This is a genomic window from Pseudoflavonifractor sp. 60 (assembly GCF_009911645.1).
Classification (GTDB): Bacteria; Bacillota; Clostridia; order Oscillospirales; family Oscillospiraceae; genus Lawsonibacter.
The window spans coordinates 1-14,925 of sequence record NZ_QWKI01000158.1 but is presented as its reverse complement, the minus strand read 5'-3'; the positions used below and the strand labels follow the sequence as shown (position 1 = coordinate 14,925).

Below are 14,925 nucleotides of genomic sequence, written 5' to 3'. Positions count from 1 at the left end.
TTTCTTCTATTCCTCTTGATATTCCTCCAGCGCCGCCTGCAAAAACTCCAGATCCTTGTCGTCCAGGGCGTGGAGTCCGGCGGTCTCCTCCAGGTGGTGGGTGAACTCGTGGGCCACGGTGGCGAAAATTTCCTCCTTCCAAACCTCCTCCTTCTCCCCGGAGAGCAGGGCGGCGAAGGAGCCGAAGTACAGCAGAATATACCGGCCCAGAAGGTCGTGGACGTACTCCCCCATGATGTACATCTCTCCCGGGGGGAAGTCCGGGTCGGCAAGCTCTTTCTCCTCCAGCTGAATGCCCCCGTCCAGGTCCTCAAAGAAGGCCTCCGGGAACTGGGCCGCAATCTCCTCCAGCCAGTCCCCCATCTGATCGTAGGCAGGGATCACAAACTGCATCTCCTTTTACTGAACTCATGCTTCATACAGGGTTCCTCGCCTTCCCCAGAGCATGTTAGATAAATTTTCCTGCCCTATATCTGTGATCATTTTGTAGATAGGTGCTCCCCGGATACAGGCTCCAAAGAAGTAGATTTGGCCGCACTCTGTACATTTCATATAGTGTTTTACGGCATAATGTTCCTCTTTGTCTAAAATATCATGTATTTCATTGAGTAAACAGTCTCCTGCATACAACTCCAATCGTTTCTGCCTCCCCATCATCTTTATCATTTCAAGTATTGGGGAATAGTTCATAGAATCATCGGACGCGCTTTGAAAAGCTGCTTTCAAAATACTACAGTTTTTGCACATATCTATCCCTCTTCATAATCAAGGTGACAGGTCCGCCTTTCTTCTCATCAGGGACAGGGGCGGCACCGGTTGGGGCAGTCTCATGCGGAAGACCATCTGGGGGTGGCGGACCTCCTCCAGGGGGACGCCGCCGCCGTCCCAGAGGGCCTCCACCGTGAGTTCCTGGGGCCGGACGCCGGGGCCCACCAGCTCCAGGGTGTCTCCCACCTTGAACTTGTTGTTCAAGGTGAGGACGGCGTTCCCTTTCCCGTCGCAGGACTGGACCTTGGCCACAATCTGCCAGTCCCGGACGTACCGGGCGTCGTCGGTGAACTGCCCCGGCGGGCCGTAGAAGAAGCCGGTGGAGTAGTGCCGGTGGCTGATGTGCTCCACCTCGTCCCGCCACACCGGGTCCAGGGGGACCCCCGCCTGGGCCGCGTCGATGGCGTGGCGGTAGGCCCCGGTGACAATGGCGGCGTAGTAGGCCGACTTGGCCCGGCCCTCCAGCTTGATGGAGTCCACTCCGGCGTCCATGAGCTCGGCCACATGGTCAATCATGCACATATCCCGGGAGTTCATAATGTAGGTCTCCCCGTTCTCCTCATACACCGGGAAGTACTCCCCGGGCCGCTTCTCCTCCATGAGGGCGTACTGATAGCGGCAGGGCTGGGCGCAGGCACCCCGGTTGGAGTCCCGGCCCGTCATGTAGTTGGACAGCAGGCACCGCCCGGAATAGCTGACGCACATGGCCCCGTGGGCGAACACCTCAATCTCCAGTTCAGCGGGCGTCCTGGCCCGAATCTCCCGGACCTCCTCCAGGGACAGCTCCCGGGCCAAAATCACCCGGTGGGCCCCCAGGTCATGCCAGGCCCGGGCGGCCTGATAGTTGACAATGCTGGCCTGGGTGGAGATGTGGCACTGGACGTGGGGGGCGTGCCGTTTGGCCAGGGCCAGGACGCCCACATCTGCCAGAATAACAGCGTCAATCCCCAGCTCCTCCAGGTACTCCAGCCACTCCGGCAGGTGGTCCACCTCCCTGTTCCGGGGCATGGTGTTGCAGGTGACATGGACCCGGACCCGATGCGCCCGGCACAGCTCCACCGCCCGCCTCAGCTCCTCCGGCGCAAAGTTCCCGGCGAAGGTGCGCATCCCGAAGGTGTTACCCGCCAGATAGACTGCGTCCGCCCCGTAGGCCACCGCCATTTGCAGCCGCTCCATATCTCCCGCCGGAGCGAGAAGCTCAATTTTGCCCATAGGTATCTCTCCTTAAAAATATCCACCGGCTGCGCCGGTGGATATTTATTTTAACCCTTATACCGCTCCTGACTGGAAATAAACCGCTGGAACTGGTCATAGCTCTGGAAGAAGTGGTGAATGTTGTCATCTCCCAGGGCGTAGTAGTAATTTTTGCTGCTGGACGGATTCATGGCGGCCACAATGGACTCCATGCCCGGATTGGCGATGGGGCCGACGGGCAGACCTTGATAGAGGTAGGTGTTATAGGGGGAGTCGATGGATTTATCCGCCTCGGTGGGCTCCTTGCCGCCGTTGATATAGACCAGAGTGGCATCAATCTGAAGGTAGCCCTGGGGCCCTGCGTTGGGATTATTCAGCCGGTTATAGATAACCGAAGCGATATCTGTGCGGTCGTCACCGGTGGTCTCCCGCTCGATCATAGAGGCCACGGTGAGAATCTCATGGAGCGTATAGTCGGTTTTCTCCACCTGTTCCCGCACGTTGTCGCTGACTTGGCTGTCAAAATACACCAGGAACTTATTCAGCGCATATACCGGGTCGTGTGGGGTGTAAAAATCATAGGTGGCGGGCATGAGATAGCCCTCCAGCCGGTGGTAATCCCCCAGGGGGATATCCTGAAGGAAGGAGAACGCGTAGTCGTGGTTGGCCGCCGCCTCCCGCAGCTCCTCCACTGTGGAAACTCCCTTCTCTTCCAGCAGGGAAAAAATCTGATCGGTGGTGTAGCCCTCGGGAATGACCACCGTCACTTGGGCCCGGTTGGCGGAGTTGGCCCGCATTCCGGCCAGCAGAGCACGGTAGTCCATGTCGGTGCTCAGGGTGTAGGTCCCCACATCCAGCGTGTCCTTTTTGTGGGTTATGGTGGCAAAGATGTCAAAGAGGAAGCGGTACTCGATCAGCCCCTCCTCCTTCAGCCGGTCGGCCACCGAGTCAAAGTCATCCTCCGGCGTCACAGTGAAGGAGACCACCTTCTCCTCCTTGTTCAGCGCCAGTACATCCCCTGCGGCAATCCAGCCGGCGCAGGCCAGCAAGACAGAGGCGCCAATCACCGCCGCCACATACAGCAGCACCAGCGCCGCGGTACGCCCGGCAGAACGGCGCTTCTTCCTTCTGCGCCGGGGCTCTCCCTCGCCGGAGGAGGAGCGCTGGGAACTCTGGCGCTCTCTGGATTCATAGTAATCCTGGGACATAGGGGTCAACTCCTAACATTTTTTTGTCACCGCGGACAAGAGGTGACCATAGAATAGTACAGAACGCGGGGACAGCATCCCGGCGAATCAAGTGAGGTGAAATGCTATGTTCTGTGGGAACAACGGCTGGGGCGGCAACAGCGCCCTGTGGATCATCATCCTTATCATCATCCTCTTCGGGTGGGGCGGCAACAACAACGGCTGCTGCTGCAACAACGGCTGCAACTGCTGCGGGAACAACGACTGCGGCTGTGGCTGCGGCTGTGACAACGACTGCGGTTGCTGAGTGTTACACACCGGGAATCTGCGGGGGAGTCATCCCCCGCAGTTTTCCGCCTCTTTCAGGGGACAAGCTCTCCGTCTCAGTGAGGAGGATATCAACCCTTGCGTCGTGGGCCTGAATCGGGACCCGGTCCTGGAGGACGCACCCCCGGCACAGCCCCACCCGAAGCCCTGGAAAATGCGCCAGCCAGCGGTCATAGTAGCCGCCGCCAAAGCCCAGGCGATAGCCCTGCCGGTCATAGCACATTGCAGGCACCAGCGCCAGATCAATGTCTGCCGGAGCCATCACAGGGCAGTCCTCTCCCGGCTCCAGAATGCCAAAGGAGGCCGGGACCAGGGACGTTTCCGGATCATACTGCCGCACCTCCATCCGGCGCTCCGGCAGCATCCGGGGCAGGCCAACCCGCTTCCCCCGCTGAAGCAGTTGGGCAATCAGCTGGGCAGTCTCCGTCTCCTTGCCGGAAATTCCCCAGAAGGCGAAAATGGTCTGCGCCGCCTCCACCTGGGGCAGAGCCAGAAACCGGGCTGTGAGAGCGCTGTCACTGAGGACAAGCTCCTCCCGGCTCAGGGCGCTCAGCCGCTCCCGCACCTGACGGCGCAGCTGCACCTTCTCCCAATCAATACCAGATGGCACAGCGCACCTTCTCCGCTTCTTCCTCCCCAGCCAGAGCCGCCGTCAGAAGCAGGCCGAAGTCAAAGGCAGAGCCGGCGGCCCGACCGGTAATAATCTTTCCGTCCATCACCGCCCGCAGGTCCATCAGGGCCTTCGCGCCGTCAAGGCGGTCCTCCATGCCGGGATAGCATACGGCCTCCCGCCCCTCCAGCAGGCCCCAGCGGCCCAGCAGAGTGGGGGCGGCACAGATGGCGGCAACCCAGATGTCCCGGCGGACCGCCTCCCGGACCAGGGCCTCCACCTTGAGCTCCTCCCCCAGGTTCTTCACCCCGACACTCCCGCCGGGCAGAACAATCATCTCCGCCCGGTCCAGCTCCACCTGGTCCAGGGTCAGGTCGGCCTGTACTGTAATCTGGTGGCTGCCGGTGACCGCTCTGTCCCCGATGGACACCAGGGCTGTCTCAATGTTCGCCCGGCGCAGCAGGTCGGCGGGCACCAGGGCCTCCGACTCCTCAAAGCCGGGGGCGAGCAAAATATATACCATAACGATACCTCCTGTTTTGGAAACGTTTTCCTCGCTGTATTTTTCTTTTCAATTATTCCATTTTGTACTTACAAGACCGGCCAATCAACGCGGACGAAAGGCAAAAAACCGCTGGCCAAAGTAGTTGAGCACCACAAACAATCCAGACCCGGCCAGCATGGTCAGGTTTCCCTGGAGCTGTTCGCTGAGGGGGAATCCGCCCAGCACCCAGCCCACCGCCGGCCTGGCCAGCCCGTAGGCCACCAGGTAGCACACCAAGATGTTCAGCACAAACCGGAACACAACCCCCGGCCCTTTCTCCTGATTTTTGAAGGTAAAATGCTTATTCAAAAAGAAGCTGACCACGCTGCCCGCCACATAGTTGGAGGCGGAGGAGATCCAGTAGCCTATCTCTCCCCAGCTGTGGAGCCCCGCCAGATTGTACAGCCCAAACATGGCGCCGCAGCCCACCAAGGTATTGACAACCCCCACCAGCAGGAAGCGGAACATGGTGGGGTCAAAGAGTTTTTTCAGCTTTTCCACCCTCTGATTCCCCCTCGCACTGTTCGGATAGAATGTACCGCGGCCGGTCCTTCAGCTCCTCATAAATTTTTCCAATGTAATAGCCAATGATCCCCAAACAGACCATCAAAATACTGCCGATAAACAATTGAAGCAGGATCACCGTGGTAAAGCCCTCCAGGGCCTGACCGGTGAGCTTCTGCCACAGAGACCACATCCCCAACGCCACAGAGCAGACGAACACCACTGTCCCCAGCAGAGTGACCAGCTGGAGGGGGGCCGCAGAAAAGGCGGCTATGTTGGTGATGGCGTACCGAACCAGGCTGCGGATGGACCACTTGGACTCCCCCGCAACCCGGGGCTGGACCTCAAACTCCACCTGGGCAGTGGAGAAGCCGATCCAGGAGGACAGAGCCCGAAAAAAGGCGTTTTTCTCCCGCAGGGCCAGCAGAGTATCCACTGCCCGCCGGTCCAGCAGCTTGAAGTCGGAGGCCTTGGACATATCAACCCCCATGGCCCCGCTGATGACGGAGTAGAAGGCGCGGGCCGCCAGGGTGTGCAGAGGATTTTCCCGTCCCCGGCTCACCTTGACCCCCTCCACCACCTGATAGCCCTGCTGCCACAGGCGGTACATCTCCACCACCTTCTCCGGCGGATGCTGGAGGTCGCAGTCCATCACCGCCGCGCAGTCCCCCCGCGCCTGGGCCAGACCGGCGAAAATGGCCGCCTCCTTCCCGAAATTCCGGGAGAAGCGGACCCCCCGCACCTGGGGGTGGAGGCTGGCTTGCCCCTGGATCGCCGCCCAGGTGCCGTCCCGGGAGCCGTCATCCACGAAGATGATCTCGTGTTGCACTCCCGCCTGGGCCAGCAGCTCCGAGATGGTCCGGGCTGCCCGGGGGACAGAGGCCTCCTCATTATAGGAGGGCAGCACCACCGACAGCAGGCCCGCTCTGTTTTCCTTGTCCATAGGTCCTATCTCCTGTGTTCATAGGCGATCTCAAAGTCCGACTTGGGGGTATACTTCTCCCGCAGCTTCACCACCACCCGGCCGTCCACCAGCTGAACGCTCCCCGGGGCGGGGTAGAGGGGCATCTCCCGAAATTCCTCGCTCTGGGCCACCGCCTTCATGGTATCCTCGTCCAGCTCCTCCACCGGGATGTTGAGCCAGTCCCGCAGAAAGTAGTAGATATGCTTGTTGCCCGGGGCGGCGGTGCTCATTGGGACGCTGTAGTGGTCCACCTGGGCGTAGCCGTCAATCTGGGATTTCAGCTGGTCCGCCGGAATGGCCCCGATGATGGCCACCTCCATCCCCGGCTGATACCCGGGACAGGCCTCCACCCGGGCGTAGAGCCGGGTCAGGTAGCTCTCGGTGGCCCGGTGGGCCTGGGCGGAGACAGTGTAGAGCAGATTGTTTGTGTTCAGGCAGAACAGCAGCAGCGCCGCCGCCCACACCGCCGCCGCCGGAGCGGCAGCTCTGGGGAGCCGCTTTTCTGCCCGCTGGAGGACCAGCAGCACCGCCAGATAAACCGCCGCAAAGGCGTACTTCATCAGGGGGGTTGGCTGGGCATAGGGGCTGATAATCTGCCCGAAGTTGACCCCCAAAGGGAGCAGCGCCCCCATGGCCAGCGCCCCCGCGATCCGCCAGGGGACCAGTCCCGCCGTCCGCAGGGCCAGTACCAGTCCCAGCGCCCCCAGTGCCAAGGCCATCAGGTCAATCCCCACCAGGAAGGGGGTTGTAAAGGCGTTGGCCCTGCCGGGTAAAAAGAAAAAGGCAATTACCTGCTTATAGGTATCCAGAATCAGCCGGGGCAGCTGGCCGATGGGATAACCGGCGCTGGCCGCGTCCATTCCCAGGTAGGATAGCAGCTCCAACCCCTTTACCTTTAAAAATATCTGCAAAATCACATAGTACGCCGCCGCCCCCGCCGCCAGGGTGAGGACCAGCCGCAGACCCAGCCGCCAGGCGCCCTCCAGGGTCGCCTTGGGGTCCAGAGTTTCCCCCAACACCGCCATCAGGGCCAGCGCAATGGCCACCGAGGCATAGGCCTGATAGATGCCCATGGACAGGGCCAGTGCCGCCGCTCCCGCCAGCCAGCCCAGGTGTCCCCGGCCCACCAGCCACACCGACAGCACCGCCAGAAATATGGCCAAGCAGTAGGCCGAGGCGGTGAACAGGTAGAGATAGGTATACCCAATGCTGGGAAACGCCGACATCACCGCTCCCGCCAGCCCCGCCAGCACACAGCTGCGCAGCTTCAGCACATCTGCCGTCAGCGCGGCGGCCAGTCCCAGAAACAGCAGGGACAGCAGCCCAATGGCCATAGGCATCTGGGTAAAATTGTTCAGCGCCGAGGCATAGTGGAGAAACCAGCGGCCCGAGACGGTCATCTGCTGAAAATCATAGACCCGGCTCAGCCCGTCGCTGTTGGGGACAATATTGGTAAAGGCGTAGAGATGGACCAGCAGACCCGTCGCCATACAGCTGAAAAAAGCGGAACGCTGGGGCGCGGGTACCTTTTTCCACACACTGTGTCCCTGTTGGTCAATGGACATATAATCCCTCCTGTGGGGCCAAAATCAGTTTTTTTTGAACCGCTCCCCCGCTGCCTTCACCAGCACCAAGGGCAGCTTGGCCATCCGTCCCGCCCGCTGGGGCTCCTTTTTCAGGCGGTAAGCCCACTCCAGGCCCAGCTTCTGCCAGGACTCCGGGGCCCGCTCCACCTTTCCGGCAAAGACGTCCAGCGCACCCCCCAATCCAATGGCCAGCCGGGCTCCGGTGTGCTTCCCCCAACGAGCCATCCACTTCTCCTGCTTGGGGGCCCCCAGGCAGACAAAGAGCAGGTCGGGCCGGGCAGCGGCCACCTTCAGCAGGGCGGCCTCCTCGTCCTTAAAGTAGCCGTCCTGGGTTCCACACAGGACAATATTGGGGTACTGCTCCACAATCCGTCTGCCGGCCTCCTCGGCCACGCCGGGTTTGGCTCCCAGCAGATAGAGCCGCCCGCCGGTCTCGTTGAGGCAGACCAGCATATCTGCCGCGAACTCAATGCCGGGAACTCTGCCCTTTAGAGGGGTACCCTTAATCCTGGCGGAGTACACAACCCCGATGCCGTCGGCCAGCACCAAATCCGCCCCGTTGAGCACTTGGCAAAACTCTCTGTCCTTCTCTGCCGCCAGGATAAACTCCGGATTGGGGGTCACCACATAGTGAAACTTGTCCTCTGCCAACAGTTCGGCCCCCGCCTGGGCGGCCTCCTGCCGGGTCAGGTCGTCAAACTGAATCCCTAAAATCTCTTTTTTCACAAAAACCTCCATACGCCCTTCGGCGCCCTCTGCCCTGACACCGTTTTGCCTCTCAAGTCATCATGCCCTGAGGGGCAGTCGCTCAAACGGCGGCAGGAATACTTTTCCGGATACTATTTTGTTATTCTACCATGGAAGCGGAAAAATGTCTATGAAATTTCCATGAAGGTTTTCTTTCGCCCACCATTCTTTTTTGTGCTTCTGGCCATTCCCGCCGTCGGCTGGAGAATGTAAAAAGCGCCCCAGGAAACCGGGGCGCGGAAAAAATCAGTCCGTCCAATTCTCAATTTTCAGGTTGGGAACCCGCTCAAACTCCCGGACATTATTGGTCACAAGGGTCATACCCTCCACTCTGGCATGACCTGCAATCAGCATATCCAATGGGCCGATGGGTCTCCCCTGCGCTTGCAGACAGCTTCTAATCTCTCCATACTCTGACGCCGCATCCACCCCAAAGGGCAGTACGCTGAATGGGATCAAAAACCGAAGCAGTGCTTGCTCATTTTTGGCGGGATTGGCACTGTGCCGCACACCGTACTCCAGCTCAGCCAATGTAACAGCCGAGATACAAAGTCCGCTGTAAAGCTCTTCCTTCAGGTGGTACAACACCTTTTCTGGTCTCTTTTTTATGGCGTAAATACAGATATTCGTATCCAGCATATAGCTCACAGCGTATCTCTCTCCTCCAGTGCGTCCTGCTCCCGCCCATTCTCGAAAATATCATCGGTAAAACCCTCCAAACCGTCCATGAAGGTCTTCCACAGCGCTTCCTTGGGCACCAGGAGCACCGCCTCGCCCAGCTGCTGTACCACCACCTCATCTGTGTTGAAACGGAACTTTTTCGGCAGACGCACCGCCTGGCTCCTTCCGTTTTCAAACACCTTTGCTGTCTCCATGTCCGTCACCTCCTGACTATAGTATATACCATGATATCTATCTTGTGTCAAGGAATAAAAAACACCCCGGTTTCCCGGGGCGCGGATGATAGATTTAGTGCTGCGCGGGATCTTCCGCATCTGTTATATAGAGGCCAACGGTAATTTCCCCGTCCACATCCTCCAGGCCGTCACCGGTCACAAAGAAGTTTTCCACTTCATAAGCAGGAGAACTGGCGCTCCCGTTTCCCTGACTGTCGCTGGAGAAGGTATAGGTCGACCCGTTGGGGTCGCCAATCGTGACTGCGGCGGTCCAGTCATCCAGCCAGCCCTCCACAGTCACCACCAGGCGGCTCCCCTCGCTGACGCTCTCATAGGTGTAGCGGCCCTCGGCCTTCAGTTCATCGGTGATATCAGCGGCCTCCTTGCCGTCAATCATCAGAATCGCCCGGCCATCACGCTCCTCCACGCCGGCCTCGGGGCAGGAGTACAGGGTCACCTTCTCCCCGTCCACGGTAATCAGGTCCTGACGGTAGTCATCCACCTGGACGATGGAGGCAATGTTGTAGAAAAACTCCTGCACGCCCTCCGGGTTGGCGGCGGCCACGCTGACCACCATCATAGCCAAGGCGGCGGCGCAGATCAGGGCGGTGCGCAGGGGACGGCGGATCTTCTGATTGGTCTTCTCAGTCATAGCAATGATCTCCTCAATTTTATCCTCGGGGGCTCGCAGCTCCCGGCACGCTTCACGGTACAATTTCGGGTCGAACACAGACAGATTCCTCCTTTTTCACCAGTTCCCTGCGCAGCCGCTCCCGGGCCCGGAGCAGCCAGGTCTGCACAGTGGACACGTTGGCCTTCATCACGGCGGCAGCCTCAGCTACCGTCAGTCCCTCGTAGTAGTAGAGGTAGACGGCCAGGCGGTACTTGGGCTCCAGGGCCATCACCGCCTCCAGCACCTCCGCCCGGGCCGGGTCCTCCGGGGCGGCCCGCTCCTGCCACTCCTCCAGGGGCACCAACGTCCGCCGCCAGAAGGAGCGCAGCAGCTTCCGGCTCTCATTCACCGCAACCCGCAGGATCCAGTGCTTCATATGCTCCTCGCTCTCAAATTCCTTTTTGCACTCGTACAGCTTTAAAAGCACGGTCTGGGTCACGTCCTCAGCGTCAGCGCGGCTGTTCAGGGCATGATACGCAATCCGGTAGACGGTATCCCCGTAGGTCCGGGCCGCCTGGGCAAAGGCTTCCTGCGTCAAAGGCGTTCACCTCCTGGGAAATCTGTTCTTGAAAGGCCTTTCATCAAGTAATATCCGCGAAGGTGGGATAAAATCTCAGCGGCGCAAAAAAAAATTTTGGACCACCGCATCCGCGGTGGTCCAGGGTTTACGACAGAAGAATGCGGTCATTATCCAGCGCCTTGCCGGCGTTGGCCTTGAACTTCTCCAGCAGGTCCCGGACGGTGAGATCCTCTCGCTCCTTGCCGCTGATGTCCAGCACAATGTTCCCGCCGTCCATCATCAACGTGCGGTTGCCCAGCTCCAGGGCCTGATTCATGTTGTGGGTGACCATCATGGTGGTGATCCTGTGCTCCGCCACCACCTCCCGGGTGATCTTCAGCACCTTTTCCGCCGTCCCCGGGTCCAGGGCGGCAGTGTGCTCGTCCAGCAGCAGCAGCTTCGGAGGATTCATGGTGGCCATAAGCAGGGTCAGCGCCTGCCGCTGTCCCCCCGAGAGCAGGCCCACCGGCTGCTTCATCCGGTCCTCCAGCCCCATGTCCAGCAGGGCCAGCCGGTCCCAAAAACGCTTTCTGTCCTTCTGGCCCATGTGGGAGAACCAGCCCCCGCTGCCCGCCGCCAGGGCCAAATTCTCCTCAATGGTCATCCCCGGCGCGCTGCCCCGCATGGGGTCCTGGAACAGCCGCCCAATGGACTTGGCCCGGCGGAACTCGGGCATAAAGGTGACGTCCTGACCGTCCAGCACAATGGAGCCGCTGTCAGTGAGAAAGCTGCCCGCAACAGCATTGAACAGGGTTGATTTGCCCGCCCCGTTGGAACCAATGATGGTAACAAAATCGCCAGGAGCCAGGTGGAGGGACAGGTCGGTAATGGCCTTTTTCTCGTTCACTGTGCCGGGGTTAAAGGTCTTGGAGATGTGGGTTATATTCAGCATATCAATTCCCTCCCCTGACCGCGGCGGCCTTTTTGTAGAACAGACGGCGGCGGATGGTGGGCCACTGCTGTTTCAGATAGGGCACCGAGATGGCCAGCGCCACAATGACGGAGGACACCAGCTTGAGCATAAAGGCGGGCATATCCAGCCGCAGGGCCACGGCGTAGACCATGCGGAAGATAAAGGCCCCCAGCACCATGCCCACGGCACGAACAAGGATGGAGCCCCGGCCCAGAAGGGTTGTCCCGATGAGCAGGGAGGCCAGGGCGATGGTGACCATACCGCTGCCGATGTTGATCTCCGCCGACTTCTGGGACTGGGCCATGAGACAGCCGGACAGACCGGTAAAGGCATTGGCCACACACAGCCCCACAACAGTGGTAAACACCGGGTTAATGGAGGAGGATCGCACCATATCCGGATTGTTTCCGGTAGCCCGAATGGCCAGCCCCAGGCGGGTATTGAGGAAGAGGGTCAGGAAAGCCACGGTCAGCACCACCGCCAGGGCAGCCACCACAGCGGTGTACTGTCCCTCCAGGGGAGTCCCCGCCAGCAGGTCCTTAGCCATGGTGAACACGGTATCTTTTTTGTTCAGGTTGACCAGGGAGGAGCCGGACATGACGGCAATATTCACCGAGTACAGCCCGGTGTTGACAATAATCCCGGCCAGCAGGCTGTCAATGCCCAGCTTGGTCTGGAGGACAGCGGTGACAAAGCCGGAGCACACCCCTGCCAGCATGGCGGCAGGAACGGACAGCAGGGGATGTCCGGCGGCGGCCACCATGGCCCCCACCGCCGCGCCTAGGGTAAAGCAGCCGTCGGTGGACAGGTCGCAGACGTTGAGCATGGAGTAGCTCAAAAACAGGGCCAGCACAGTCAGGGAACAAATCAGCCCCAACTCCAGGGCGGTCTGGCCCACGGCCAGCAGAGCGGATGGGTCCATAGGGATTCCTCCTTACAAATTGCTGCCGCCGCTTCCGCCTCTCCCCCGGCGGGGTGAGAGGGGCGCGGAATGCTCAGCCATTCAGGTCGCTGAAGCTCTCGGCGGTGGTGATGGTCTGCACCTTGGTACACAGGGGGGCGAAGGCGGCCTCGATATCGGCGAAGTCGTAGCCCAGGGCGGCGCAGGTCTCAGTGTTGACGGTGGCGGTGCCGTTATCAAAGGTCTTGACGGCCATCCCGGCGGGATCGGCGCCGTCCAGAAGGATTTCAGCAATCATGTCGGCGGTCTCCCGGCCCAGGTTGGCGTAGTCCACGCCGTAGCCCAGGAAAGCGCCATTGAGGGCAAAGGAGTCGGCCCCGGTGTAGTGGGGGATGCCGGCATCCACAAAAATCTCATAAATCGCCAGGTAGAACTCCATAATGGTGTTGTCGGTGGGGGTAAAAATGGCGTCCACGCCGTCTGCAACCAGGGCCTGGGCGGCCTGCATCACCTCTGCGGCGTTGGTGCCGGTGCGCTCCACATAGGGCACGCCCTTGGTGTCCAGATACTCCTTGGCGTGGGCAATGGGGGTTGCGGAGGAGTCCTGGCCCACGTTGTACAAAAAGCCGATCTTACTGGCCTCCGGGTCGGCGGCGAAGATCAGGTTCATGATGGAGTTGGTGTCCAGATAGTCAGAGGTGCCGGTGATGTTGGCTCCGGGGGCCTCCAGGGAGGCGACCAGCTCGGCGCTCACCGGGTCGGAGACGGCGGAGAAGACCACAGGAATCTGGCTGTCCTCGGTGGCCGCCTGCATGGCCATAGCCACGGGGGTTGCAATACCCACCATCAGGTCCACCTTGTCCGCCTGGAAGTTGGAGATAATCTGGTTCATTACCGCGGGGTCGCCGTTGGGATTTTGGTACTGAATATCAAAGGTGACGCCACGGTCCGCGCTGATTTCGGCCAGCCGGGCCTGGATATTCTCATTGATCTGGTTCAGAGAGGCATCGTCCACATAGTTGCAGATGCCGATCTTGTAGGTCTCGCCGCCGCCCAACTGGGTACTGCTGGAGCTTGCGCCCGGCTGAGCGCCGCCAGAGGCTCCGGAGCTGGTGGTGGAAGGCTGCTTGGTCGTTCCGGTTCCGCCGCAGGCGGCCAGGGACATAGTCATGGCCAGAGACAGGGCCAGGGTCAGAGCCTTTTTCATCATGCTAGTCTTTTTCATTTTGGGTTCCTCCAATAAAATTTATTTAGGCGGCAGATGCGGGGCCTTGCCGGGGCCCGGGTTTGTTGGAGGGGCGGCGTCAGGCTGTTTCCCTGTTTGGAGCAACAAAAAAACAGCCCCTCATCCCCCATGGGACAAGAGCTGCACTCCTGCGATACCACCCAAATTGACGTCAAAAACGTCCGCTCGCTTCACGCGCCATCACGCGTGCCCGATGGATAACGGGTGGGTCCCCGTCGGCATCTACTTGGTCTCCCGTTCAAGCCGCCCTCGAAAGTCCATTCACCTGGCCGCGCCCCGCCCCGATCACACCACCCGGGACTCTCTGAAGGGTTTGCTCTGCCGGCTACTACTCTTTCTCACAGGTTTACTTGCTGTTTGGTTGTTGGGGTTATTATAGCGGCTCTTCTCCCCTTTGTCAACCCCCAATTTTTAATTCGCTAAAGAAATTTTTAGGGGACACGCCGCCGCGTGTCCCCTCTGCCGCACTGCGCTCCCCTGCTTACAGCGCGGAATAGCCAAATTTGTCCACCACCGCGTCCAGCTCCCGCTTCTCCCGGCACATGGGGCACTCCTCCGGGGTGTAGCTGGCGTAGCCGGGCAGGTCATTGGTATCAAACAGAGAGATGATCGGAATCCCATCCAGTTCCTTCAGGTGGCTGTAGATGGCGGCGATGCCCGCCAGTTTTCCCTGGTAGTGCTCCACGCAGCGGATCCCCCGCCGGACCGTGCTGCCGGTGGTGACCGACGCCAGCAGCAACAGAATATTTTTCCCCTCCAGCATGGGCTTGGCATTGTCGCGGAAAATCAGCTCGCCGCTGGTGCCCACATGCTCCCGGAGGACATAAACATCTTTTCTGGCGTTGATAGAACGAAAACCGTCCTGGGTCAGCTTCTGAGCCAGGCAGGTGCCAATGACCCGGGTTCCGTCCAGACACAGGATGGTGTCCACCGGCGTTGAGCTTGTCAAATTGCGCTGGGCCAACTGCTGGGCTACCGCCTCCGCATCCCGAATACAGGACTGCTGGTTTGTCACGTCAACAAAATAGTTGGTATGGCTGTTCCGTGTGGCAAAGTGCCCCCTGGCTACGCGAAGCGACACATCACCTACACATACAGGGATCTTAAAAAACTTAGGCTCCATCAAGACTCCTCCTTTGCTTCATTTTGGGGATACAGCTCTTTCTAAATATAACATATTTTTAACGATATGTCTAGATGGTTTTATACATTTTTTACAAATCCCGGTAAAATAAATATCCCCCGGCGAAGCCGGGGGTATTTCATATGCGGGCAAAGCCCTATGTTACTAGCAAGCGCGTCCCGT

General features: G+C 59.8%; 19 protein-coding genes and 1 other annotated feature. Of the genes, 1 reads left to right on the top strand and 18 read right to left on the bottom strand.

The window, feature by feature from the left end; all coding sequences use genetic code 11:
* Nucleotides 1-6: 6 nt before the first annotated feature.
* From D1646_RS16580 to mltG, 4 genes are read right to left on the bottom strand one after another with little or no spacing between them, the layout of a single operon-like run.
* Complete coding sequence (locus tag D1646_RS16580) at nt 7-384, bottom strand: metallopeptidase family protein (RefSeq protein WP_160637539.1); 378 nt, start codon at nt 382-384, stop codon at nt 7-9.
* Between the two features lie 24 nt (nt 385-408).
* Nucleotides 409-747 carry a hypothetical protein gene (locus D1646_RS16575; RefSeq protein WP_160637538.1) on the bottom strand — a complete coding sequence of 113 codons (339 nt, stop codon included), beginning with the start codon at nt 745-747 and terminating at the stop codon, nt 409-411.
* An 18-nt stretch (nt 748-765) separates the two neighbouring features.
* Entirely contained in the window at nt 766-1,980 is a 1,215-nt protein-coding gene (locus D1646_RS16570; RefSeq protein ID WP_160637537.1) for a U32 family peptidase, read from the bottom strand.
* Between the two features lie 50 nt (nt 1,981-2,030).
* On the bottom strand, nt 2,031-3,170 hold the full coding sequence (gene mltG / locus D1646_RS16565; RefSeq protein WP_160637536.1) for an endolytic transglycosylase MltG: 1,140 nt from the start codon (nt 3,168-3,170) through the stop codon (nt 2,031-2,033).
* Nucleotides 3,171-3,276: 106 nt separating this feature from the next.
* Here mltG and D1646_RS16560 point away from each other — a divergent pair, with 106 nt between their 5' ends.
* A complete protein-coding gene (locus D1646_RS16560; RefSeq protein ID WP_160637535.1) occupies nt 3,277-3,456 on the top strand; it encodes a hypothetical protein in 180 nt (59 codons plus the stop codon).
* Between the two features lie 3 nt (nt 3,457-3,459).
* On the opposite strand, the gene D1646_RS16555 is transcribed toward D1646_RS16560, so the two are convergent.
* From D1646_RS16555 to D1646_RS16490, 14 genes are all read right to left on the bottom strand, one after another.
* Nucleotides 3,460-4,086 (bottom strand): 5-formyltetrahydrofolate cyclo-ligase, encoded by a 627-nt coding sequence (locus D1646_RS16555; protein ID WP_160637534.1) that lies wholly within the window; start codon nt 4,084-4,086, stop codon nt 3,460-3,462.
* Nucleotides 4,070-4,609 (bottom strand): DJ-1 family glyoxalase III, encoded by a 540-nt coding sequence (locus D1646_RS16550; RefSeq protein WP_160637533.1) that lies wholly within the window; start codon nt 4,607-4,609, stop codon nt 4,070-4,072. Before D1646_RS16550 ends, D1646_RS16555 begins: the two co-directional genes overlap by 17 nt.
* Before the next feature lie 84 nt (nt 4,610-4,693).
* Entirely contained in the window at nt 4,694-5,131 is a 438-nt protein-coding gene (locus tag D1646_RS16545; protein WP_347565240.1) for a GtrA family protein, read from the bottom strand.
* A complete protein-coding gene (locus D1646_RS16540) occupies nt 5,106-6,077 on the bottom strand; it encodes a glycosyltransferase family 2 protein (protein WP_160637532.1) in 972 nt (323 codons plus the stop codon). The genes D1646_RS16545 and D1646_RS16540 overlap by 26 nt, the downstream gene beginning before the upstream one ends.
* Before the next feature lie 5 nt (nt 6,078-6,082).
* A complete protein-coding gene (locus tag D1646_RS16535) occupies nt 6,083-7,663 on the bottom strand; it encodes a glucosyltransferase domain-containing protein (protein ID WP_160637531.1) in 1,581 nt (526 codons plus the stop codon).
* A gap of 24 nt (nt 7,664-7,687) precedes the next feature.
* Complete coding sequence (locus tag D1646_RS16530) at nt 7,688-8,410, bottom strand: WecB/TagA/CpsF family glycosyltransferase (protein ID WP_160637530.1); 723 nt, start codon at nt 8,408-8,410, stop codon at nt 7,688-7,690.
* A 267-nt stretch (nt 8,411-8,677) separates the two neighbouring features.
* Entirely contained in the window at nt 8,678-9,070 is a 393-nt protein-coding gene (locus tag D1646_RS16525; protein ID WP_201754735.1) for a type II toxin-antitoxin system VapC family toxin, read from the bottom strand.
* A gap of 5 nt (nt 9,071-9,075) precedes the next feature.
* A complete protein-coding gene (gene vapB, locus D1646_RS16520) occupies nt 9,076-9,306 on the bottom strand; it encodes a type II toxin-antitoxin system VapB family antitoxin (protein ID WP_160637528.1) in 231 nt (76 codons plus the stop codon).
* A gap of 94 nt (nt 9,307-9,400) precedes the next feature.
* A complete protein-coding gene (locus tag D1646_RS16515; protein ID WP_160637527.1) occupies nt 9,401-10,057 on the bottom strand; it encodes a hypothetical protein in 657 nt (218 codons plus the stop codon).
* Nucleotides 10,032-10,538, bottom strand: coding sequence for a sigma-70 family RNA polymerase sigma factor (locus D1646_RS16510; RefSeq protein WP_160637526.1), 507 nt, complete (start codon nt 10,536-10,538; stop codon nt 10,032-10,034). The genes D1646_RS16515 and D1646_RS16510 overlap by 26 nt, the downstream gene beginning before the upstream one ends.
* 127 nt (nt 10,539-10,665) lie before the next feature.
* Nucleotides 10,666-11,451 (bottom strand): ATP-binding cassette domain-containing protein, encoded by a 786-nt coding sequence (locus tag D1646_RS16505; RefSeq protein ID WP_160637525.1) that lies wholly within the window; start codon nt 11,449-11,451, stop codon nt 10,666-10,668.
* A gap of 1 nt (nt 11,452) precedes the next feature.
* Complete coding sequence (locus D1646_RS16500; protein WP_160637524.1) at nt 11,453-12,394, bottom strand: ABC transporter permease; 942 nt, start codon at nt 12,392-12,394, stop codon at nt 11,453-11,455.
* A 73-nt stretch (nt 12,395-12,467) separates the two neighbouring features.
* Nucleotides 12,468-13,598 carry an ABC transporter substrate-binding protein gene (locus tag D1646_RS16495; RefSeq protein ID WP_201754730.1) on the bottom strand — a complete coding sequence of 377 codons (1,131 nt, stop codon included), beginning with the start codon at nt 13,596-13,598 and terminating at the stop codon, nt 12,468-12,470.
* Between the two features lie 127 nt (nt 13,599-13,725).
* Nucleotides 13,726-13,970: a binding site (T-box leader), on the bottom strand.
* 130 nt (nt 13,971-14,100) lie between these two features.
* A complete protein-coding gene (locus D1646_RS16490) occupies nt 14,101-14,742 on the bottom strand; it encodes a phosphoribosyltransferase (protein WP_160637523.1) in 642 nt (213 codons plus the stop codon).
* Between the last annotated feature and the right edge of the window lie 183 nt (nt 14,743-14,925).

Coding starts and splice junctions, on each gene's coding strand:
- D1646_RS16560 (WP_160637535.1), top strand. CDS start 3,277: ATGTTCTGTGGGAACAACGGCTGGGGCGGCAACAGCGCCCTGTGGATC.
- vapB (WP_160637528.1), bottom strand. CDS start 9,306: ATGGAGACAGCAAAGGTGTTTGAAAACGGAAGGAGCCAGGCGGTGCGT.
- D1646_RS16490 (WP_160637523.1), bottom strand. CDS start 14,742: ATGGAGCCTAAGTTTTTTAAGATCCCTGTATGTGTAGGTGATGTGTCG.
- D1646_RS16570 (WP_160637537.1), bottom strand. CDS start 1,980: ATGGGCAAAATTGAGCTTCTCGCTCCGGCGGGAGATATGGAGCGGCTG.
- D1646_RS16540 (WP_160637532.1), bottom strand. CDS start 6,077: ATGGACAAGGAAAACAGAGCGGGCCTGCTGTCGGTGGTGCTGCCCTCC.
- D1646_RS16575 (WP_160637538.1), bottom strand. CDS start 747: ATGTGCAAAAACTGTAGTATTTTGAAAGCAGCTTTTCAAAGCGCGTCC.
- D1646_RS16505 (WP_160637525.1), bottom strand. CDS start 11,451: ATGCTGAATATAACCCACATCTCCAAGACCTTTAACCCCGGCACAGTG.
- D1646_RS16550 (WP_160637533.1), bottom strand. CDS start 4,609: ATGGTATATATTTTGCTCGCCCCCGGCTTTGAGGAGTCGGAGGCCCTG.
- D1646_RS16525 (WP_201754735.1), bottom strand. CDS start 9,070: ATGCTGGATACGAATATCTGTATTTACGCCATAAAAAAGAGACCAGAA.
- D1646_RS16495 (WP_201754730.1), bottom strand. CDS start 13,598: ATGAAAAAGACTAGCATGATGAAAAAGGCTCTGACCCTGGCCCTGTCT.
- mltG (WP_160637536.1), bottom strand. CDS start 3,170: ATGTCCCAGGATTACTATGAATCCAGAGAGCGCCAGAGTTCCCAGCGC.
- D1646_RS16500 (WP_160637524.1), bottom strand. CDS start 12,394: ATGGACCCATCCGCTCTGCTGGCCGTGGGCCAGACCGCCCTGGAGTTG.
- D1646_RS16535 (WP_160637531.1), bottom strand. CDS start 7,663: ATGTCCATTGACCAACAGGGACACAGTGTGTGGAAAAAGGTACCCGCG.